We start from the raw sequence: 18,918 nt of genomic DNA on the forward strand, positions 1-18,918 counted from the left end.
GCCGGCGCCTCGTGTGCCGGCCCGTTCTCAGGTCCGGACCCGCGGGACGCTGGCGGTCGCCGCCACCACCGGGGTGGTGTCCGCGGCCGGCAGGGACACGGTGACCTCCAGGCCGCCGCCCACCTGGGCCACCGCCGAGACGGTGCCGCCGTGTGCGTCGCAGACCGCCCGCACGATGGAGAGCCCCAGCCCCGACCCGCGGGATCCGGTCCGTTCCCAGCCGCCGCGCTGGAACGGCTCGAACAGCCCGGGGACGTCGGCCGGCTCCACCTCGTAACCGGTGTTGCCGACGATCAGCAGGGACCGTCCGTCCACCGACTCGGTGCGCAGCCACAGCCGGCCCAGCAGGTGGTTGTAGCGGATCGCGTTCTCGATCAGGTTGCCGGCCAGCCGGTCCAGCAGGCTCGGATCGCCGACCACCGGGGCCGGGGACAGGTCCTTGGTGACATCCAGTTTCAGCCGCTCGGCCTCGGCCTTCACCGCGGACAGCGCGTTGTGGACGCTCATCGACAGGTCGGCCGGCATCTTGCGGACCAGCCGCCGCCCGGACTGCGCCTCGGACCGGGCCAGCACCAGCAGCGCGTCGACCAGCCCGTTGGCCCGTTCGGAGGCGTTGCGGACCACCTTGGCCATCCGCCGGTACTCGGCGACGTCGGCCTCGTCGTCGCTGAGCGTCACGTCGATCTCGGTGCGCATCACCGCGAGCGGGGTACGCAGCTCGTGCGACGCGTTGGCCACGAACCGTTTCTGCGACTCGAAGGCGGCGGTCAGCCGGTCCAGCATGGCGTCGAAGGTGCGGGCCAGCTCGGCCACCTCGTCGTCCCCGCCCGAGTACCGGATCCGCTGGTCCAGGGTCTGTTCACCGAGCCGCTGCGCGGTCTGGGTGACGTAGTGCAGCGGCCGCAGCGCCCGCCCGGCCATCAGGTAGGCCAGCGCCACCCCGATGATCCCGACCGCGATCAGCGCGCTGAACCCTTTGATCAGCAGCTCCCGGGAGGCCTGGGCGACCATCTCGGCCTGCCAGACCAGCGCCTCCTTGGTGGTGCCGTCGGCCAGGGTCACGGTGGACCCGGCGCGCAGCTCGTCGACCGGATGCAGCGACTCGCTGACCAGCAGCCAGGCCAGCAGCACCAGCACCACTCCGGCGCCGACCAGCAGGATGCCGTTGAGCAGGGTGAGCCGCAGCCGCAGGGTGGGCCGCATCCGCCGTTTGACCCCCGGGTAGAGCGTCACGAGGCCACGACCGGGTCGGGAATCCGGTATCCGGCCCCCACCACGGTCTCGACCAGCGGTGGGTCGCCCAGCTTCTTGCGCAGGGTGTTGATGGTGACCCGGACGGTCGTGGTGAACGGATCGGTGTTCGCGTCCCACACCCGGTCCAGCAGCTCCTCGGTGGAGACCACCCCGCCCTTGGCCTTGAGCAGCTCCTCCAGGACGCCGAACTCCTTGTTGGTCAGCTCCAGCGCGACACCGCCCCGGGTCACCACCCGACGGGACTGGTCCAGCGCCAGGTCGCCGACGGTGAGCACGGGTGGCGCGGCCGGGGTGGCGCGACGGCCCAGCGCCTGGACCCGGGCCACCAGCTCCTTGAAGTCGAACGGTTTCGGCAGGTAGTCGTCGGCGCCCAGCTCCAGGCCCTCGACCTTCTCCTCCACCGAGGCGCTGGCGGTCAGCATCAGCACCCGGGTCAGGGCGCCGGACGCGACCAGGGCCGCGCAGATGTCGTCGCCGTGCATGCCGGGCAGGTCGCGGTCGAGGACGACCACGTCGTACCGGGTCACGTAGGCCATCTCGTGGCCTATCGACCCGTCGTAGGCGACATCCACCGCCATGCCCTTGCGGCGCAGCCCACGCACGATCGCGTCGGCCATGTCCCGCTCGTCCTCCACCACCAGCACACGCACCGCTGCCTCCATGAACCGCTGTAGCCGCAGACTACGTCAGAGTCGCCACACCCCCACCGACGAGTCGAGACGCCGGCAGACCAGCGCCCCGGACTCGAACGTGCAGTCCCCGGCGATCTCGTCGGCCGCCCCGAGCACCCGGACCTGCCCGGTGGCCAGGTCGAGAACCCCGTACCGCATCTGGTATCCCGGCGTCCGGACCAGGTAGACCCACGCCGTGTCCGGTTCCGGGCCCGGGCCGCCGCTGCGCCAGCCGCCGGGCACGGCGACGGACCTGCCGGTCGCCGTGTCCAGCACGGACAGCTTCGCGTCGACCGGATCGCCGTCGCTGATCAACAGGTGGCCGCCGACCGGCTGGCTGAGCCCCCACACCTGGCTCTCCGCCACGCTCCACAGTTCCCGGCCGGTGGCCGGATCGACCCCGGTCAGCTGCCCGGGCCTCTCGATCAGGCAGATCACCGCACGGCACGCGGCCGGGGAGCTGTTCTCCGGCAGACCCGGCGCTCCCCGCCGCCAGCGTTCGCCGAGATCGTCGTCGCCGTACGCGATCGTCCCGGTGCTCGGGTGCCCGGCCAGCAGCAGACCGCCCGCCGACCAGAACTGGGTGTCCTTGTCCACCGGGATCGTGGTCCGCACCGATCCGGCGAGCCGCCCGTCCGCGGTGTCCCGGGCCTCGATCACCCCGTCCGGCCGCAGGGTGTAGATCCGGGCCGGGTAGGCGGCCGGATCCCCGGCGCCACGCAGCGTGAGGTGCCCGCCGGCGGGTTGCGCCACCTGCCAGCGGATCGCACCGGTCCGGGTGTCCACCCCGAGCCAGTCCTGCCGGACCGGTTCGGCGGTGGTGTCCCGGAAGGCGAGCACGGTGCCCCGGTCCGGCGAGACCGCGTAGAAGAACGCCTGCCGTTCCCACACCGGCGTCGCGGAGCCCGGCCGGACCGCGGCCACCGCGTTCCCACCGGTGAAATTGCCCTGGTAGCTGTAGAGCAGGATGTCGCCGACCCCGTCGCCGACGTAGCTGATGTCGCCGTCCACCACGGTGGTCCAGGAGTTCGCCGGGGTCAGGCCGGGCAGGGTGTAGGAGCGGACCGGGTAACGCATCAGACGGCGGCTCCGGGGTGTGCCCTCGGCCTCCTCCCCCGGCCCGATCACGTGCACCCGGCCGCCGGACACCCGCACCGAGTCACGCAACGTGACCGCCAGGGTGAGCGGCTCGGGCGGTGCGGGCGGGGGCGGGACGGCACCGCCGAGCGCGACGGTCAGGGCCACCGTGAGCGGGGTCAGGATCCAGCGGTGCCGCGGCGAGCCCGGTGGCCGCACCGGCTCGGTGTCCCCCGGGTCGTCGGGCGGAACCTCACCGAGGTCGATCACGGCTTCGCGCACGACCTCATTGTCCCGCCGCCGGGCTCACACGCGGTATGCCCAGATCCGCAGTCCCTGCACGGCCCGGCAGACCACGTACCGGTCGTCGGCCGCGCACTCCTGCCCGTCGAGTTCGGCCCCGCCCAGCAGCCGCACCACGGGATCCCCGGCCGGGCCCGCGGCACCGAACGGATCCCCGGCCGATCCGGCGGCGCCGGACGGACCCCCGGCCAGGACGACTCCGAACGCCCGGCCGTCGCGGCGCAGCACCAGCCGGTCGGCGGCGAAGCTCTCCACCAGGTCCGTCCAGCCGGTCAGCTCGGTACGGGGGTCGCCGGTCGCCGGATCCAGCAACCGTGCCGGGGCGCCGGTGGACGGATCGATGTCCACCACCCACCCGGCCCGGACCTCCAGGTCGGCCGGGTGGTCCAGACCCCAGAGCGGCTGCCCGGTCCGCGGGTCCAGCACCACCGTCGCGTCCCGGCTCCCGGCGCAGAGCAGCCCGGCGCAGGACGGCGGATCCATCTCGGTGTGCAGGTCCCGGGTCCAGAGCAGGTCGAGGGTCCGGGTGTCGTACCCGGCCTGCACACCGGCCTCCTCGTACCCGATCACCGCCACCGGACCGACCACGCTGCTGCTGGCCGGCCCGGCACCGGAGCGCTGCGGCAGCTCGGTCTCACGCAGCGCGGCGCCGGTCCGGGCGTCGTGCAGGGTGAGCCGGTCCGAGGCGGTGATCAGCACCGCGGGGCGGTCACCGGGGACCGGGTCGGCGGTGACCGAGCCGGCCTGGGTGGCGGTCCACAGCACCGCGCCGGTGGCCAGGTCGATCCCGCGCACCTCGGTCCGGATCGGCGGCTCGGTGTGCGGCTGCCCGTCGGCCGAGAAGTAGAGCCGCCCCGGTGCGCCGGACTCCTGGTCGTAGTCGGTGCCGGGCCGGAAGATCCGCTCCACCATCACGCCGAGGTCGCCGCCGGCCGCGGCGATCCGGGCCCCGAAGATCCACCGGGGCCGGCCGGTGGCGCTCTCCAGCGCCGCCGTCGTCATCCCCGCGGTGGCCAGCACCAGGTCGCCGCGCTGCCGGACGGTGACCGGGATCGGGACGCTCGCGTCGACGGCCGGGTCGTGCGGCAGTTCGGCGCTCCACAGCCGGGCCGGCGCCGGTTGCAGCGTCCAGGCGGTCAGCACACGCCGGCCGCCGACCGGCGCGACGGTGAACAGCCGGCCGCCGGCGAGCTGGATGGGTGTCTCCAGACCGGCGGTGGGCGGGAGCACACCCAGGTGCCGCCAGATCGTGCCGGACGGCGGGGCCGCGCCGCCGAGCAGCACCACCAGGGCCAGCGCGAGCAGCAGCCCGGCCGGGCGGTAGCGGTGCGGAGGCGGGCCGGGCGCGGCGACCGGATCGAGCGGGGCGTCACGGTCCAGCTCGATCAGTGTCACGGCACGGCCTCCCGGTGTCGGCGTCAGGACCCGGAACGGTACGCCCAGACGTTCAGCTCGCCGTACATCGACCGGCAGATCAGCCGATCCGGAACGGTCTGGCACTCCCCCGTCCCGGTGGGCAGCTCGGCGAGCAGCCGCGGCCGGGCCGCTCCCGGGGACGCGACCGCGATCATGGTACGCGGACCGGGCGCGATCCCCCGGACGACCAGCAGACTCCCGTCGGCGGTGACCCCGGACACCGGCCGCCAGCCGGTCAGGTCGACCTGGACCTCGCCGGTCCGCGGGTGCACTATTCCGGCCGGGGAGTCCGGGCCGTCCGCGTACGCCACCAGATGCCCGCCGGTCTCCTCGACCCGGCGCCAGCCCGGCCGGTGCCAGAGCTCGTCACCGGTGGCCGGGTCGATCATCCGTACCCCGTCCAGCCCCATCACGCAGGCCAGCCGCCCGCACGCACGGATCTCCCGGAGGCTGCCGGCCGGTTTGGTCCACAGCGGCCGCAGCGTCTCCGGGTCCAGGGCCGACATCTCCACCCCGGACGGGCCCGGATGCCGGATCAGCACCAGCCCACCGGCCACCACCGGGTTGTCCGGGTCGTAGTTGGCCGACGGCAGTTTCCGCTGGGCCAGCAGCGCGCCGGTGCCGACGTCGTAGAGCTGGGCGGTCAGGTCGGCGCCGACGAGCATCATCCGGGCCGGGGAGTCGCCGTGCGCCGGGATCCCGAGCAGCACCGCCGTCGACGGCACCCACAGCCGCCAGCGGGTGAACCCGGTCGGCGGGTCGAGCACCTCGACCGATCGCTCCACCCGGCGGCCGGAGCCGTAGACGCTGCGCACACCGTCGACGGCGACCATCAGGCCACTGCCCGGGAACGCGATCACGTTGCGCCCGTTGTGCCAGCGCAGGCCGCCGTTGCTGACCGAGAGGGCGGTGGTGCCCGGCTCGGACCGGCCGGGTGACCAGGGGCGCAGCAGGAGCACCCCGCCGCCGGTGCGCAGCCGGTAGACCGGAATCTCCTGGTCCACCCGCCACTCGCGGGCGCCGGACTCCAGGTCGTAGGCGCTCAGCTCACCGGCGGTCTGGACCAGCAGCCGGTCGCCGCTGGTCGTGAACGGGTCGCCGGGCCCGATCGGCAGCCGCAGCAGGGCGCTGAGCGGCGGGCCGGGCGGCGGCGCCGAGCCGGTGACGGAGAACAGCAACAGCACGGCCAGGAGGGCCGGCCCGAACCAGGGCGACGTGGTGCGCCGCCCCGGCCGGGCATAACTCTCCGGCTCGCCCCGGTCGAGGCCGAGGTCGATGATGACGGTGGTGTCCGCGCCCATCCGTCAAAAGTAACGGTTGAGTAACGAACTGCCCAGTGGGTCAGACGTGAAGCTCGCCGGGCTCCAGCTTCGACACCGTCGCGGTGACCTCGCGGGCCACATCCTGCGCGGTCAGGCCGAGGTCGGCCAGGATCTGCGCGCGGGTGCCGTGCTGGTGGAAGCCGACCGGCACCCCGAAGTCGCGCAGCGGCGTGGTCACACCCGCGTCCCGCAGCGCGCTGGCCACCGCGTCACCGACACCGCCGGCCCGCACACCGTCCTCGACGGTCACCACCAGACGGTGCTGCGCGGCCAGGCCGGTCAGCTCGATCGGCACCGGGCGCACCCAGCGCGGGTCGACGACCGTCACGCCGTAACCCTGCTCGGCGATCCGCTCGGCCGCGTCCAGCGCCAGGCCCGCGAACGAGCCCACCGCCACCAGCAGCACGTCCTGCCGGTCGTCGGAGCGCAGGACGTCGATCTGGCCCACCCGGCGCAGCGCCGGGATGTCCGAGGGCACCGCGCCGGTCGGGAACCGCACGATGGTCGGGCCGTCCTCCACCGCGACCGCCTCGCGCAGCTCCTCACGCAGGGTGGCGGCATCACGCGGGGCGGCGATCCGCAGACCGGGCACCACGCCGAAGACGCTCATGTCCCACATGCCGTAGTGGCTCGGCCCGTCCGGCCCGGTGATCCCGGCCCGGTCCAGGACGAACGTCACCGGCAGGCGGTGCATCGCGACGTCGAGCAGCACCTGGTCGAAGGCCCGGTTCAGGAACGTCGCGTAGACCGCCACCACCGGGTGCAGGCCGCCCATCGCCAGGCCGGCCGCGCTGGTCGCCGCGTGCTGCTCGGCGATGCCCACGTCGTACGTCCGCTCGGGGTACTTCTTGGCCAGCGCGGCGATCCCGGTCGGCTCGGCCATCGCGGCGGTGATGCCGACCACGTCCGGGCGCTCGTCGGCGATCGCGACCAGCTCCTCGGCGAAGACCTTGGTCCACTTCAGCGCGGAGGACGGCACCATCTTGCCGGTCTCCACGTCGAACGCGCTGGGGCTGTGCCAGCAGTCCGCCTCGTCGGTCTCGGCGGGGCGGTAGCCGTAGCCCTTGCGGGTCACCGCGTGCACGATCACCGGCGCGTTGAAGCCCTTGGCCCGGCGCAGCGCCGACTCCATCGCCTGCTGGTCGTGGCCGTCGACCGGCCCGATGTACTTCAGGCCCAGGTCCTCGAACATCGGCTGCGGGCTGACCGCGTCCTTGATGCCCCTCTTGACCGCGTGCAGCACCTCGAACACCGGCTTGCCCACCACCGGGGTCTGGCCCAGCGCGTCCTTGACCAGGTCGAGCACCTTCTCGTAGCCCGGGTTGAGGCGCAGCGTGGAGAGGTGGTCGGCCAGGCCGCCGATGGTCGGCGCGTACGACCGGCCGTTGTCGTTGACCACGATCACCAGACGGTTCTTCGTGGCGGCGATGTTGTTGAGCGCCTCCCAGCACATGCCGCCGGTCAGCGCGCCGTCACCGACGACCGCGACCACGTGCCGGTCCTCGCCGCGCAGCGCGAACGCCTTGGCCAGGCCGTCGGCGTAGGACAGGGCGGTGGAGGCGTGCGAGTTCTCGATCAGGTCGTGCTCGCTCTCGGCCTGGCTCGGGTAGCCGGTCAGGCCACCCCGCTGGCGGAGCAGGTCGAACCCGTCCTGCCGGCCGGTGAGCATCTTGTGCACGTACGACTGGTGGCCGGTGTCGAAGAGGATCTTGTCGCGCGGCGAGTCGAAGACCCGGTGCATCGCCAGGGTCGTCTCGACCACACCCAGGTTCGGCCCGAGATGACCGCCGGTCCGGGACACCTTGGTCACCAGGAAGTCACGGATCTCGGCCGCGAGCAGGGTCAGCTGCTCCGCGGACAGTCGCTTCAGATCACCGGGGCCGGTGATTCCGGAAAGCAGGCCGGCCGGGGTCGAGGGGGAGTCGCTCATGAGGCACGAGTCTATCCGTGCACCGCAGGGGCGCGACTTGAGCGAACGGACCGTCACCAATCCTCCACACAATTGGTACATCCCCCTACCCGGCGGTTCACCACCCCGAGTCGCTGCGGAATCGGGCCGTCCGGCATCCTGGACTGAACGCAGCGACTGGCGGCACAGGGATGGTCGAACCATCGGGGAGCTAGTCACGTGGAGTCGACCGCCTGGGCTCCCGCCTGAGGAGAGATACGCATGTCCACTGCTCGTCTTCTTCCCGGCGCCCCCGTCGCGGAGTCCGTTCTCGGCGACGTGCGCGAGCGCGTCACCGCCCTGAAGGCCCGCGGTGTCCGGCCCAGCCTGGCCACCATCCTGGTCGGCGACGACGATGCCAGCGCCGGCTACATCCGGATCAAGCAGAAGCAGGCCGCCGAGCTGGGCTTCGAGTCCCCGCACGAGCACCTGGCCGGCGACGTCACCCAGGCCGACCTGCTCAAGGTCATCGCCGGGTACAACGACGACAAGGACGTGCACGGTGTCCTGATCCAGTACCCGATCCCGGCCCACCTGGACTACGACGCGGCCCTGCAGACCCTCGACCCCGACAAGGACGTCGACGGCATGCACCCGCTCAACATGGGCCGGCTCGCCGTCGGCCTGCCCGGCCCGCTGCCCTGCACCCCGGCCGGCATCGAGGCGCTGCTGGCGTTCCACGGGGTGGAGATCTCCGGCCGCGAGGTGGTCATTCTCGGTCGCGGCGCCACTCTGGGCCGCCCCCTGGCGATGCTGCTGGCCCAGAAACGCCCGACCGCCAACGCCGCCGTCACCGTCGTGCACACCGGCGTCAAGGACTGGCCGCGGTACGCCCAGCGTGCCGACGTCCTGATCGCCGCCGTCGGCGTCCCCGGCATCGTCCAGCCGGAGCACGTCAAGCCGGGCGCGGTGGTGATCGGCGCGGGTGTCCGCTACGAGGGCCGCCGCCTGCTCCCCGACGTCGACGAGTCGTGCGCCGAGGTCGCCGGGGCGATCACCCCGAGGGTCGGCGGCGTGGGCCCGACGACTGTCGCGATGCTCTTCCGCAACGCGGTGGCCGCCGCCGAAAGAGCCAACCCCTGATTTTGTACGAGCCGGTCACAGCCCTGTCCCGTCCCCGCGAGGCGGGCGGGACTCAAGGCCGTCCCAGCGACCGCCGGGCCGATGGCGGCGGTCACCGTTCACCCCGGCGTGGTAGCCGATTGCGCTCCCACGCCGCGTGGTGAGCCCGGGCCGCACCCCGCGTGGTGAGCCCGGCCGCGCCCCGCGTGGTGAGCCCGGCCGCACCCCGCGGGGTGAGCCCCCGGGCCGCACGCGGGTTCGAGCTGAGCCTCGCCCCGCGTGACGGGCTCAGGCCGAGCCGCGCCCCCGGGTTCGGGCCGGTCCGCGCCCCGCGTGGTGACCCCGGGTTCGATCCGAGCCCCGGTCGTCAGGCCGGGAGCAGCAGGGCCACACATTCGACGTGCTGGGTCATCGGGAAACAGTCGAAGGCGCGGAATTCGCTGACCCGCCAGCCCTCGGCCCGGAACGTCTTCAGGTCCCGGGCCAGGGCGGCCGGGTCGCACGCCACGTAGGCAACCGCCCGTGGCCCGGCGGCGACGATCGCGCGGACCACCCGGGCGCCGGCCCCGGCCCGGGGCGGGTCCAGGACGACCAGGTCGACCGGCCCGGTCACCCGGCGGCGGGCCAGCGCCGGCTCCACCCGGGCCTCGACGATCTCGGTCCCGGTCAGATCGGCCAGGTTGTTCCGGGCGGCGGCCACCCCGGTCGGCGACGACTCGACGACGATCGTGCGGGCCCCGGTCCGGCCGGCCAGGGCCGCGGCGAACAGGCCGGCCCCGCCGTAGAGATCCCAGGACACCTCACCGGACTTCGGCCGCAGCATCTCCAGCACCGTGCCGACCAGGGTGTCGGCGGCGGCCGGATGCACCTGCCAGAACCCCTGCGGCGGCACCCGCCAGGCCCGCCCCGCGGCCTGCTCGGTGACCTCGGCCGGCCCGGAGAGCCGGACCAGGCCCGACTCGGCGGCCTCACCCAGGTCGTCGTCCGGCTGCGACACGCCCGGCCCGGAGCCCGAGGCCGAACCCGACGGCCGGGCCAGCACCGCCACGTCCCCACCGGTGGTGGCGACGGCCTGCACCGCGTCGTCGTCCGGCCACTCCCGGGCGAGAAGATCCAGTTCCTGCACGGCCGGATGCGCGATCAAACACCTGTCGATCGCCACCACCTGGTTCGACCGGTGCTGCAACAGCCCCGGCCGCCCGGCCGCATCGATCGCGTACCGCACCCGGCTGCGCCACCCCAGCAGCCCCGCCACCCCACGCTCGCCCCCGGCCGTCGCCGGCGCACCGATTTTTTCCCGGGACACGACCGCCGCGTCACGGTCTCCCCCGGCCGGCGTCGACGCGCTGTCGGCCGCCGCGCCGTGGGCTTCCCCGGCCGGGGCGGGACAGCCGGCCGGGGCGAGGGGCAGTCCGGTCGCCGGGCGGGGCGGGAGCGGCTCCACGCGTACCGCAAGCTGGTCCTGCTCTTGATCGGTGAGACCGGCCAGGCGGGTCAGCTGCTCCCGGACCACCGCGGTCTTCCAGCGCAGCTGGGCATCGCCGGAGGCGTGCTGCAGGTCGCAGCCACCGCAACCGCCGGGATGGGCGAAGGCGCACGGCGGGGTGACCCGGTCCGGGGAGGCCTCGTGGATCTCCACCGCGTCGCCCCGCAGCCAGCCCTTGTGCAGCTCGGTGATCTCCACGGTGACCCGTTCGCCGGGCAGCGCGTGCCGGACGAACACCACCCGGCCGCCGGGGCCGCCGATCCGGGCGACGCAGTGCCCGCCGTGCGCGGGCGCGCCGACGGTGACGTCGACCCGGTCGCCTTCGACCAGGTCGTCGCCGGGGATTTCGATCGGCACGGTCATGATGGGTCACTGTCTCCGGGGTCGTCGGTGCCGTGGCTGCGCGGGCCACGGGCGGGGGCACGGCTGAGCACCCGGTCCAGGCGGTCGAGGTCCCGGTCCTGGCTGGAGCGCAGTTGCCAGGGCACGCTGGTGACCATCACGCCGTTCTCGAACAGCAGGCGCCCCTTGATCCGCAGGGCGCTCTGGTTGTGCAGCAGGTTCTCCCACCAGCGGCCGACCACGTACTCCGGGACGAAGACGGTGACCACGTCACGCGGCGAGGCGCGGCGGGTGTTCTTCACGAAGTCGAGGATCGGGCGGGTGATCTCCCGGTACGGCGAGTCGATGACGGTCAGCGACACCGGGATCTGACGGCGCTCCCACTCGGCCTGGATGGCCCGGGTGTCGTTGTCGTCGACGTTGACGGTGACCGCGGTGAGGGTGTCCGGCCGGGTCGCCTGAGCATAGGCGAGCGCTCGGAGGGTCGGCTGGTGCACCTTGCTGACCAGCACGATCGCGTGGTTGCGGGAGGGCAGGACGGGCCGCTCGTCGGTGGGCCGCAGCTCTTCGGCGACCCGGGTGTAGTGCCGGTGGATGGCGACCATCAGCCCGTAGATGACGATCATCGCGGCGATCGCGATCCACGCGCCGAGCAGGAACTTGGTGATCAGCACGACGATCAGGACCGCGCCGGTCAGGCACATGCCGAACGCGTTGATCGCCCGGGACCGGATCATCCGGCCGCGCCGGACCGGGTCACGCTGGGTCCGCAGCAGCCGGTTCCAGTGCCGGATCATGCCGGCCTGGGAGAGGGTGAACGACACGAAGACGCCGACGATGTAGAGCTGGATCAGCTTGGTGACCTCGGCCTCGAAGGCGACGATCAGCACGATGGCGGCGACCGCGAGGAAGAGGATGCCGTTGCTGAACGCCAGCCGGTCGCCGCGGTTGTGCAGCTGCCGGGGCAGATAGCGGTCCTGGGCGAGGATCGAGCCGAGCACCGGGAACCCGTTGAAGGCGGTGTTCGCGGCCAGGAACAGGATCAGAGCGGTGACCGCGCCGACCAGGTAGAGCAGCATCGACCCGTCACCGAAGACGGTCTCGGCGAGCTGGGTGGTGACGGTCTTCTGGACGTACCCCTCGGAGGCGGCGTTCGGCACGATCTGCAGCATCGGGTTCTCGACGAACTTCAGGTGCGTCGCCTGGGCCAGCAGGACGATGCCGTAGAGCATCACGATCGACAGGCCCCCGAGCAGCAGCAGCGTGGTCGCCGCGTTCTTGCTCTTGGGCTTCTTGAAGGCGGGCACCCCGTTGGAGATCGCCTCGACCCCGGTCAGCGCCGCGCACCCGGAGGAGAACGTCCGCAACAGGATGAACGCGAACATCGCCTGCGAGATCGGGTCCTCCTCGGGCACGATCGTCAGGCCCGCGCTGGGCGCCCGCAGGTCCTCGCCGAGGATGAAGACCCGGACCAGGCCGGTCAGGATCATCCCGACGATGACGACGATGAAGAGGTAGGTCGGCACCGCGAACGCCGCACCGGACTCCCGCAACCCGCGCAGGTTGAGCGAGCTGAGCAGCACGATCGCGATGATCGCGATGATCACCTTGTGCTCGGCCACCCAGGGGATCACCGAGCCGAGGTTGCTCACCCCGGACGAGATCGACACCGCCACGGTCAGGATGTAGTCGACCAGCAGCGCGCTGGCCACACTGAGCCCGGCCCGCGGCCCGAGGTTGACCGTGGCCACCTCGTAGTCGCCGCCACCGGACGGGTACGCGTGCACCGTCTGCCGATAGCTGGCGACCACCGTCACCATGACCACCGCGACCGCGAGCGTCACCCAGGGGGAGAACACGTAGGCGGCCGCACCGGCGATCGAGAGCGTCAGCAGGATCTCGTCGGGTGCGTACGCCACGCTGGAGAGCGCGTCGCTCGCGAAGACCGGCAGGGCGATCCGCTTCGGCAGCAACGTGTGTTGCAGCTTGTCGGAGCGGAACGGCCGGCCGAGCAGAAGCCGTTTGGCCAAGGAGGTGGTATTCGCCACGACTGCCAAGCGTACGTGCCCCGGACGTCACGGTTGCCCAGGGCATGGCAGGCTCACATCGGTACGTGAAGAATCGGGAGGGGACGAACCGTGCACGTGGTCATCATGGGTTGCGGGCGGCTCGGTTCGGGGCTCGCGCAACGGCTCGACGCCGAGGGTCATCAGGTCGCGGTGATCGACCGGGATGCCGACGCGTTCCGCCGGCTCGGCGACAACTTCGGCGGCGTCACCGTCAACGGCATCGGCTTCGACCGGGACGTGCTGCGGGCCGCCGGGGTGGAGCGGGCCGACGCGTTCGCCGCGGTCTCCAGCGGCGACAACTCCAACATCATCGCGGCCCGGCTGGCCCGTGAGACGTTCGGCGTCTCCCGGGTGGTGGCCCGGATCTACGACTCCCGGCGCGCGGCGGTCTACGAGCGGCTGGGCATCCCGACGATCGCGACGATCCGCTGGGCCTCCGAGCGGATGTACCGGTTCCTGGTGCCGGACGACCGGGTCGAGGTGTTCCGCGATCCGACCAGTGTGGTCAGCATCGTGGAGACGCCGCTGCACCGGGACTGGATCGGGCGGACCGTCAAGTCGCTGGAGGACCGGACCGGCGCGCGGATGGCGTACCTGTCCCGGTTCGGTCTCGGCACCCTGGCCCAGCCGTCCACCGTGCTGCAGGACGGCGACCAGGTCTACATGCTGGTCACCGACGAGATCGTGGAGCAGGTGCTGGACATCGCCCAGGGCGCCGACAAGGAAGGGAACTGACGGTGCGCATCGCCATCGCGGGAGCCGGCAACGTGGGCCGGTCGATCGCCCAGGAACTGATCGGCAACGGGCACGAGGTCATGCTCATCGAGAGGCACCCCCGGCAGCTGTGCCCGGAGCGGGTGCCGCAGGCCCGCTGGGTGCTCGCCGACGCCTGCGAGCTGAGCAGCCTGGAGGAGGCCGACCTGGCCGGCTGTGACGTGGTGGTCGCGGCCACCGGCGACGACAAGGCCAACCTGGTGGTGTCGCTGCTGGCCAAGACCGAGTTCGCGGTGCCGCGGGTGGTGTCCCGGGTGAACCGCGCCGAGAACGAGTGGCTCTTCACCGAGCAGTGGGGTGTCGACGTCGCGGTCAGCAAGCCCCGCCTGATGGCCGCGCTGGTCGAGGAGGCGGTGACGGTCGGCGACCTGGTCCGGCTGATGACGTTCCGGCAGGGCGAGGCGAACCTGGTGGAGATCACCCTGCCGAAGGACGCGCCGTATGAGGGTCAGCCGGTCCGTTCGGTGCCGATGCCCCGGGACGCCGCCCTGGTCGCGATCCTGCGGGGCAAGCGGGTGCTGGTGCCGACCCCGGACGATCCGATCGAGGCCGGCGACGAGCTGATCTTCGTGTGCACCGCGGAGGTCGAGGAGCAGATCCGGGCCGTGGTGCTCGGCTCCGCCTAGGCCCCGGCTTCCTGTTTCTGGGCCGACGTCACGCGGTGGATGGCCCAGATGGTGAACGCGAACGTGGCGGCGTAGATCGGCCAGCTCACCAGGATCCGGACCACGCCGATCGCGTTCGCCTCGCCGAGCCAGTAAAGGTAGGCCTGGATGCCGGCCCGGACGCTGAGCGAAACCGCCCAGAGCACGGTCAGCCACTGGAAGGTGCGGAACAGCCGGCCGTTGCCGAACCAGTCCTGGCGGCCCTTGTTGGCCATGATGCCCCAGGCGTACCCGATCAGCGGCTTACGGATCGCCACCGACGCCAGCAGCACCGCGGTCTGGCCGAAGGTGAGCAGGATGCCGGGCAGGTAGAAATTCTTCGCGTCGCCGGTGCGCCAGGCCAGCCAGGCGCCGAGCGCGATGCCGAACAGGCCGTTGACCGCGTGCCGGATCGGCTGCTTGCGGGCCAGCCGGACACCACCGATGGCGAGCGCCGAACCGACCGAGCCACCGATCGCCCAGAGCAGCGCCGCACGCTTCTCCAGGCCCAGCGCCTCGATGCTGAGGATCACGTTGAGCAGCACGAACATCAGGACCGGGACGCTGGACTCGATCAGACCGCGCACCCCGCCGAGTTGCTCGGCGATCTGCTCGCTCATCGACGGGAGCTCGTCCTCGTCGTCGGCCTGCTTCTCCCCCGGCTTTTCTCCCGGCTTCTCCCCCGCGGGAAGGTCACCGGACCGCTGCTTCACCTCGTGGAGATCGTGCTCCGCGATGATCTCCTCGGCGATCTTCTCCTCGGCCGAACCGAGCACCTCGGAGAGACGTTCCTCGACCGACTCGTGCGCGACGTGGCGTGGCTCGGTGCCACTCACCGGGGCGCCTCCAGCTCGTAGTAGGGGTTGTAGATCACCTTGCGGTCGTCCCGGATCGCGATCCGGCCTCGCGCGGTGAGCTGACGCCCCGGTTCGATGCCGACGATGGACCGGCGCCCCAGGAAGACCAGCGTGACCACGTCACTGCCGTCGTAGAGGTCGGCCTCCAGCGTAGGCAGGTTGGTCCGTGGAGTGTACGCCACCGTGCGTAGACGCCCCGATACCGAGACGATCTGGCCCCGGTGGCAGGCCCCGGCCGGGACGGCGCCGCACTTGGCGCTGTCCCGCTGCAACTTCTCCGCGTCGAGCTCCGAGTCGGTCGCCGTCAGCCGGCTCAGGAACCCGCGGAACCCGGTGCGTTCTTCGGTCGTCATGACTGCGCCGTCACCCTTCGTCGACGCCCACGGTACGCCCGGCCCGCCCGGTGATCCAGATCACTGCCCGGCGGCCTCGGCCTGCTGCTGTTGCTGCTGCTCGGCCATCTCCTTGGGCAGCCGCATCGGGAGCGGCTCACGCACCGGGCGCGGCTCGTTGTCCCGGATCACCACGAGGCCCTCGAGCACCACGCCGAGCACACCCTCACGGGACGGGTCGGACGCGGCGGCGCCCTGGTAGAGCGCGCGGACCATCCAGCGGGGCCCGTCCACACCGACGAACCGGACGTCGGCCGGGCCGTCCGGGGTGTTCACCCGGGCGTGCAGCTCGACGCCGTAGCGGCCCTGCACCTCGCGCGGGGTGACACCGTCGGCCGCCATCGCGGACGCGATCTCCTCCCGCACCTCCACCCAGATGCCCTCGGACTTCGGGGCGGCGAACACGCCGAGCTGCAGAGCGCTCTCCCCGTCCACCAGGACGACCTGCTCCACCCCGCCCTCCGGGTTGGCCTGCACCCGCACCTCGACACCCTCGATCGCCGGGATCAACAGGCTGCCGAGGTCGAGACGCTGCACCCCCTCGGGGGCGAACCGGGAGTCCCACGGGCCGAACTCGGGAGCCACCGGCTCACCGTCGGAGGCGAGGCTGTCGGCGAGCGCCTTCGAGGGCGCCGCGTCGGTCGCGCGGACATGCTTCGCGGCACCGCGCTTACGGGAGAACATGATTGCCAGCCTTCCTTTGTCTTCGAGCTCAGAGTGCCTGGTGGCCGCCGGTCGAACCGTGCCCGCCGGTGCCCCGCGCGGTGTCGTCGAGGGCGTCCACCGGGTGGAACGCCGCCCGCTCCACCCGCTGGATCACGAGCTGGGCGATCCGGTCGCCCCGGGAGATCTTGACGGTGTTCTCCCGATCGTGATTGATCAGATTCACCAGGATCTCACCGCGGTAACCGGCGTCGACCGTACCGGGCGCGTTGAGGACCGTCACCCCCAGCCGAGCGGCGAGACCGGAGCGGGGGTGAACCAGGCCGACGAAGCCCTCCGGAAGGGCGATCGCCACCCCGGTCCGGACCTTCGCCCGGGCGCCCGGAGCGAGCTCGGCCTCCTCGGCCGCGACCAGGTCGGCCCCGGCGTCACCGGGGTGCGAGTAGGCCGGCAGGGGCAGGTCCGGGTCGAGCCGGAGAACCTGGACGTTCACATCGGTCACGGGGGTGTTCCTCACTGGGGCGGGCACTGCGGGCGGCAACTACCCTGCCATCCTGCCGCGTCCGGCCACGGAGGCGCGCCGTACCCTTCGGGAGTGACGTCCGAGTCCCCGGCCCGCGTGGTGGCGGCCCATCAGGAACGGCTGAGTCTCCCGTGGTGGGCCTGGCCCGCCAGTCTCGGAGCGGGTGCCGTCCTGGCCACCGAGCTGATGCTGGCCACCCCGGAACTACCCATCTGGCTGCCGTACGCGGTGTTGCTCCCGCTGAGTCTGCTGATCCTGGCCCCGCTGGGCCGACTTCGGATCGAGGTCACCCCGGACGAGTTCCGGGTCGACGACGCCCGGCTCCCGGTCGAGTTCATCTCCGGTGTGGTGGCGCTGGACGCCGCGGGCAAGCGCGAGGTGCTCGGGGTCGGCGCCCACCCGCTCGCCTTCGTGGTGCAGAAATCCACCATCGGCACCGCCGTGCAGGTGCTCCTGGACGACCCGGCCGACCCGACGCCGTACTGGGTGGTCAGCACCCGCCGGCCGGTCGAGCTGGCGACCGCCCTGCTGGAGGTCAGCCGTCGAGCGCGGGCCGAGCGGACGTCGTCCTGATCGGCTTCTTCCGCAGGTCGGTGTGCACGTTGTCGCCGACCGTCCGGGTGGCCCGCCGGTTCAGGTAACTGGCCACCGCCGCGCCGGTCAGCATCGGGCCCAGCGTGGTCAGGTTCCGCCCGAACCGCTTCATCAGCTGTTTCTGCAGCTCCTTGCGGGCCGCCGTGCCCAGCACCTTGGCCACGCCCACCCCGGGCACCATCGGGTTCACCCCGCGCTGCCCGGACCACGCCTCGATCAGTTTGAGGGCACGCTCGGGTCCGGTGCCGGCGACCGGGTACCCGTACAGCTCGTGCAGCTCGCCGATCAGCTTGATCTCGATCGCGACCACCGCGACCGTCTCGGTGGCCAGCAGCACCGGCGCCGAGAGCAGGGTGGGCGCGGCGACCCACTCCACCGCGGCGATGCCGCCACCGGCCGCACCCACCCCGGCGGTGGCCCGGGCGGCGTTGCGGATCAGGCGTTCGGCCAGCTCGGAGTCGCCCAGGCCGGGGAAGTGCCGGCGCAGCGTCTCCCGGTCCCGGACCGGGATGTGCGGCGCCACCTCGGCGACCTGATCGGCCATCCAGCGCACGGCGGAACGCGGCTTGAACAACCGGCCGACGCCGCTGCCGCGGACGTGGCCGGCCAGCCGCCCCAGGAGCCGGCGTCGCCCGCCGGGCTCCAGGTCGTCCGCGGTGAGGGCCGCGACGGTGCGGCCCACCTCGTCAGGGGTGGCAACGGGCACGATCTCGGCCCCGGGCACGGTTTCAGGCTCGGTCGCGCGATCCGGCTGGCTCATCGTCGTCCTTCCCGTGGTCGTCACCGGTCCAATGCCCGGTCACGACCCAGGGTCAAACCCCGTGTCAAACCTCGTACGCCCGACCACGGCGGCCGTGATCGGGTTGGTGGTGCCGCGCTGCGCGCGAGTGCGCTCAGGCGCACTCGCGGCAGATCAGCTCCCCGTTGCGTTCCGTCGCCAGCTGGCTGCGGTGGTGCACGAGGAAACAGCGGGAGCAGCGGAACTCGTCGGTCTGCATGGGCAGGACCTTGACGGTGAGCTCCTCGTCGGCGAGGTCGGCGCCGGGCAGCTCGAAGCTTTCCGCCACCTCGACCTCGTCGACGTCCACTGCGCCCGACTGTGAGTCGGCGCGACGGGCCTTGAGCTCTTCGAGGCTGTCCTCGCCGAGGTCGACCTCATCGCGACGCGGGGCGTCGTAGTCGGTGGCCATCGGTCTTCACTCTCCTGTATCGATGTGTCATTTGGCGTTGTCAACGCCGATGACAGGCTTTCGGTTCCCGGTTCCGCCGGCCGATTTCTGACACCGGTTCTTATACCGGAAACGGCCTTGGTGAGCGCGGAACCCTACCGCTGTCGCGGCAGGCTTGTACGCGCTCCGGCCGCACATTGTTCCCGATGTGACTGAGGCGACATCAAAGTAGGGGCACCAGCCTCTGGATCATTGTCAACGCGCCGGAAGCATTCCCTGTTTCCGCGCCCCTGGCGGACAGACGCTAACCTCTCGACAGGTCCGGGCACCTTACCCGGGTCCCCCGTCCGAT

18 protein-coding genes and 1 riboswitch are annotated in these 18,918 nt (G+C 72.2%); of the genes, 4 read left to right on the forward strand and 14 right to left on the reverse strand.

What is annotated here, in order from left to right; genetic code table 11:
- Window positions 1-27 precede the first annotated feature (27 nt).
- From Aco03nite_RS17330 to dxs, 6 genes are read right to left on the reverse strand one after another with little or no spacing between them, the layout of a single operon-like run.
- Window positions 28-1,203 carry a sensor histidine kinase gene (locus Aco03nite_RS17330; protein WP_203796471.1) on the reverse strand — a complete coding sequence of 392 codons (1,176 nt, stop codon included), beginning with the start codon at window positions 1,201-1,203 and terminating at the stop codon, window positions 28-30.
- 26 nt (window positions 1,204-1,229) lie between these two features.
- Window positions 1,230-1,904, reverse strand: coding sequence for a response regulator transcription factor (locus Aco03nite_RS17335; RefSeq protein WP_203796382.1), 675 nt, complete (start codon window positions 1,902-1,904; stop codon window positions 1,230-1,232).
- 36 nt (window positions 1,905-1,940) lie between these two features.
- Window positions 1,941-3,284, reverse strand: coding sequence for an outer membrane protein assembly factor BamB family protein (locus tag Aco03nite_RS17340; RefSeq protein ID WP_203796383.1), 1,344 nt, complete (start codon window positions 3,282-3,284; stop codon window positions 1,941-1,943).
- A 24-nt stretch (window positions 3,285-3,308) separates the two neighbouring features.
- Complete coding sequence (locus Aco03nite_RS17345) at window positions 3,309-4,700, reverse strand: outer membrane protein assembly factor BamB family protein (RefSeq protein WP_203796384.1); 1,392 nt, start codon at window positions 4,698-4,700, stop codon at window positions 3,309-3,311.
- Window positions 4,701-4,723: 23 nt separating this feature from the next.
- On the reverse strand, window positions 4,724-6,022 hold the full coding sequence (locus Aco03nite_RS17350; protein WP_203796385.1) for an outer membrane protein assembly factor BamB family protein: 1,299 nt from the start codon (window positions 6,020-6,022) through the stop codon (window positions 4,724-4,726).
- Between the two features lie 40 nt (window positions 6,023-6,062).
- On the reverse strand, window positions 6,063-7,973 hold the full coding sequence (gene dxs / locus Aco03nite_RS17355) for a 1-deoxy-D-xylulose-5-phosphate synthase (protein WP_203796386.1): 1,911 nt from the start codon (window positions 7,971-7,973) through the stop codon (window positions 6,063-6,065).
- A gap of 142 nt (window positions 7,974-8,115) precedes the next feature.
- Window positions 8,116-8,198: riboswitch (ZMP/ZTP riboswitch) on the forward strand.
- Window positions 8,199-8,213: 15 nt separating this feature from the next.
- On the opposite strand from dxs, the gene Aco03nite_RS17360 reads away from it, so the two are divergent.
- On the forward strand, window positions 8,214-9,074 hold the full coding sequence (locus tag Aco03nite_RS17360) for a bifunctional 5,10-methylenetetrahydrofolate dehydrogenase/5,10-methenyltetrahydrofolate cyclohydrolase (protein WP_203796387.1): 861 nt from the start codon (window positions 8,214-8,216) through the stop codon (window positions 9,072-9,074).
- 346 nt (window positions 9,075-9,420) lie between these two features.
- Here Aco03nite_RS17360 and Aco03nite_RS17365 read toward each other — a convergent pair whose 3' ends face one another.
- Both Aco03nite_RS17365 and Aco03nite_RS17370 read right to left on the reverse strand, forming a co-directional pair.
- Window positions 9,421-10,902, reverse strand: a complete 1,482-nt coding sequence (locus Aco03nite_RS17365) for a class I SAM-dependent RNA methyltransferase (RefSeq protein WP_239145225.1) — start codon at window positions 10,900-10,902, stop codon at window positions 9,421-9,423.
- On the reverse strand, window positions 10,899-12,929 hold the full coding sequence (locus Aco03nite_RS17370) for an APC family permease (RefSeq protein WP_203796388.1): 2,031 nt from the start codon (window positions 12,927-12,929) through the stop codon (window positions 10,899-10,901). The genes Aco03nite_RS17365 and Aco03nite_RS17370 overlap by 4 nt, the downstream gene beginning before the upstream one ends.
- A 90-nt stretch (window positions 12,930-13,019) precedes the next feature.
- Here Aco03nite_RS17370 and Aco03nite_RS17375 point away from each other — a divergent pair, with 90 nt between their 5' ends.
- Both Aco03nite_RS17375 and Aco03nite_RS17380 read left to right on the forward strand, forming a co-directional pair.
- The gene (locus Aco03nite_RS17375) at window positions 13,020-13,685 is read left to right on the forward strand and encodes a potassium channel family protein (RefSeq protein WP_203796389.1); all 666 of its coding nucleotides are present in this window, start codon (window positions 13,020-13,022) and stop codon (window positions 13,683-13,685) included.
- Window positions 13,682-14,350 (forward strand): potassium channel family protein, encoded by a 669-nt coding sequence (locus Aco03nite_RS17380; RefSeq protein ID WP_203796473.1) that lies wholly within the window; start codon window positions 13,682-13,684, stop codon window positions 14,348-14,350. The genes Aco03nite_RS17375 and Aco03nite_RS17380 overlap by 4 nt, the downstream gene beginning before the upstream one ends.
- On the opposite strand, the gene Aco03nite_RS17385 is transcribed toward Aco03nite_RS17380, so the two are convergent.
- The 4 genes from Aco03nite_RS17385 to dut are packed head-to-tail and all read right to left on the reverse strand — an operon-like array spanning window position 14,347 to window position 16,782.
- Window positions 14,347-15,204 (reverse strand): DUF3159 domain-containing protein, encoded by an 858-nt coding sequence (locus Aco03nite_RS17385; RefSeq protein WP_203796390.1) that lies wholly within the window; start codon window positions 15,202-15,204, stop codon window positions 14,347-14,349. The genes Aco03nite_RS17380 and Aco03nite_RS17385 overlap by 4 nt on opposite strands.
- Window positions 15,201-15,578, reverse strand: coding sequence for an OB-fold nucleic acid binding domain-containing protein (locus Aco03nite_RS17390; protein ID WP_203796391.1), 378 nt, complete (start codon window positions 15,576-15,578; stop codon window positions 15,201-15,203). Before Aco03nite_RS17390 ends, Aco03nite_RS17385 begins: the two co-directional genes overlap by 4 nt.
- Window positions 15,579-15,638: 60 nt before the next feature.
- Window positions 15,639-16,301 carry a DUF3710 domain-containing protein gene (locus tag Aco03nite_RS17395; RefSeq protein ID WP_203796392.1) on the reverse strand — a complete coding sequence of 221 codons (663 nt, stop codon included), beginning with the start codon at window positions 16,299-16,301 and terminating at the stop codon, window positions 15,639-15,641.
- Between the two features lie 28 nt (window positions 16,302-16,329).
- A complete protein-coding gene (gene dut, locus Aco03nite_RS17400) occupies window positions 16,330-16,782 on the reverse strand; it encodes a dUTP diphosphatase (RefSeq protein WP_203796393.1) in 453 nt (150 codons plus the stop codon).
- 93 nt (window positions 16,783-16,875) lie between these two features.
- On the opposite strand from dut, the gene Aco03nite_RS17405 reads away from it, so the two are divergent.
- On the forward strand, window positions 16,876-17,376 hold the full coding sequence (locus Aco03nite_RS17405; RefSeq protein WP_203796394.1) for a DUF3093 domain-containing protein: 501 nt from the start codon (window positions 16,876-16,878) through the stop codon (window positions 17,374-17,376).
- Here Aco03nite_RS17405 and Aco03nite_RS17410 read toward each other — a convergent pair.
- Window positions 17,339-18,157: a hypothetical protein gene (locus Aco03nite_RS17410; RefSeq protein ID WP_203796395.1), complete on the reverse strand. Its 819-nt coding sequence runs from the start codon at window positions 18,155-18,157 to the stop codon at window positions 17,339-17,341. The genes Aco03nite_RS17405 and Aco03nite_RS17410 overlap by 38 nt on opposite strands.
- A gap of 133 nt (window positions 18,158-18,290) precedes the next feature.
- Window positions 18,291-18,587 carry a DUF4193 domain-containing protein gene (locus Aco03nite_RS17415; protein WP_014446959.1) on the reverse strand — a complete coding sequence of 99 codons (297 nt, stop codon included), beginning with the start codon at window positions 18,585-18,587 and terminating at the stop codon, window positions 18,291-18,293.
- Between the last annotated feature and the right edge of the window lie 331 nt (window positions 18,588-18,918).

The sequence above is a fragment of the Actinoplanes couchii genome (assembly GCF_016862075.1).
Taxonomy (GTDB): domain Bacteria; phylum Actinomycetota; class Actinomycetes; order Mycobacteriales; family Micromonosporaceae; genus Actinoplanes; species Actinoplanes couchii.

What these genes read in the sequence shown, in the direction of transcription:
- Aco03nite_RS17330 (WP_203796471.1), bottom strand. Translation starts at nt 1,203, where the DNA reads ATGCGGCCCACCCTGCGGCTGCGGCTCACCCTGCTCAACGGCATCCTG.
- Aco03nite_RS17350 (WP_203796385.1), bottom strand. Translation starts at nt 6,022, where the DNA reads ATGGGCGCGGACACCACCGTCATCATCGACCTCGGCCTCGACCGGGGC.
- dxs (WP_203796386.1), bottom strand. Translation starts at nt 7,973, where the DNA reads ATGAGCGACTCCCCCTCGACCCCGGCCGGCCTGCTTTCCGGAATCACC.
- Aco03nite_RS17360 (WP_203796387.1), top strand. Translation starts at nt 8,214, where the DNA reads ATGTCCACTGCTCGTCTTCTTCCCGGCGCCCCCGTCGCGGAGTCCGTT.
- Aco03nite_RS17365 (WP_239145225.1), bottom strand. Translation starts at nt 10,902, where the DNA reads ATGACCGTGCCGATCGAAATCCCCGGCGACGACCTGGTCGAAGGCGAC.
- Aco03nite_RS17390 (WP_203796391.1), bottom strand. Translation starts at nt 15,578, where the DNA reads ATGACGACCGAAGAACGCACCGGGTTCCGCGGGTTCCTGAGCCGGCTG.
- Aco03nite_RS17395 (WP_203796392.1), bottom strand. Translation starts at nt 16,301, where the DNA reads ATGTTCTCCCGTAAGCGCGGTGCCGCGAAGCATGTCCGCGCGACCGAC.
- Aco03nite_RS17410 (WP_203796395.1), bottom strand. Translation starts at nt 18,157, where the DNA reads ATGAGCCAGCCGGATCGCGCGACCGAGCCTGAAACCGTGCCCGGGGCC.
- Aco03nite_RS17415 (WP_014446959.1), bottom strand. Translation starts at nt 18,587, where the DNA reads ATGGCCACCGACTACGACGCCCCGCGTCGCGATGAGGTCGACCTCGGC.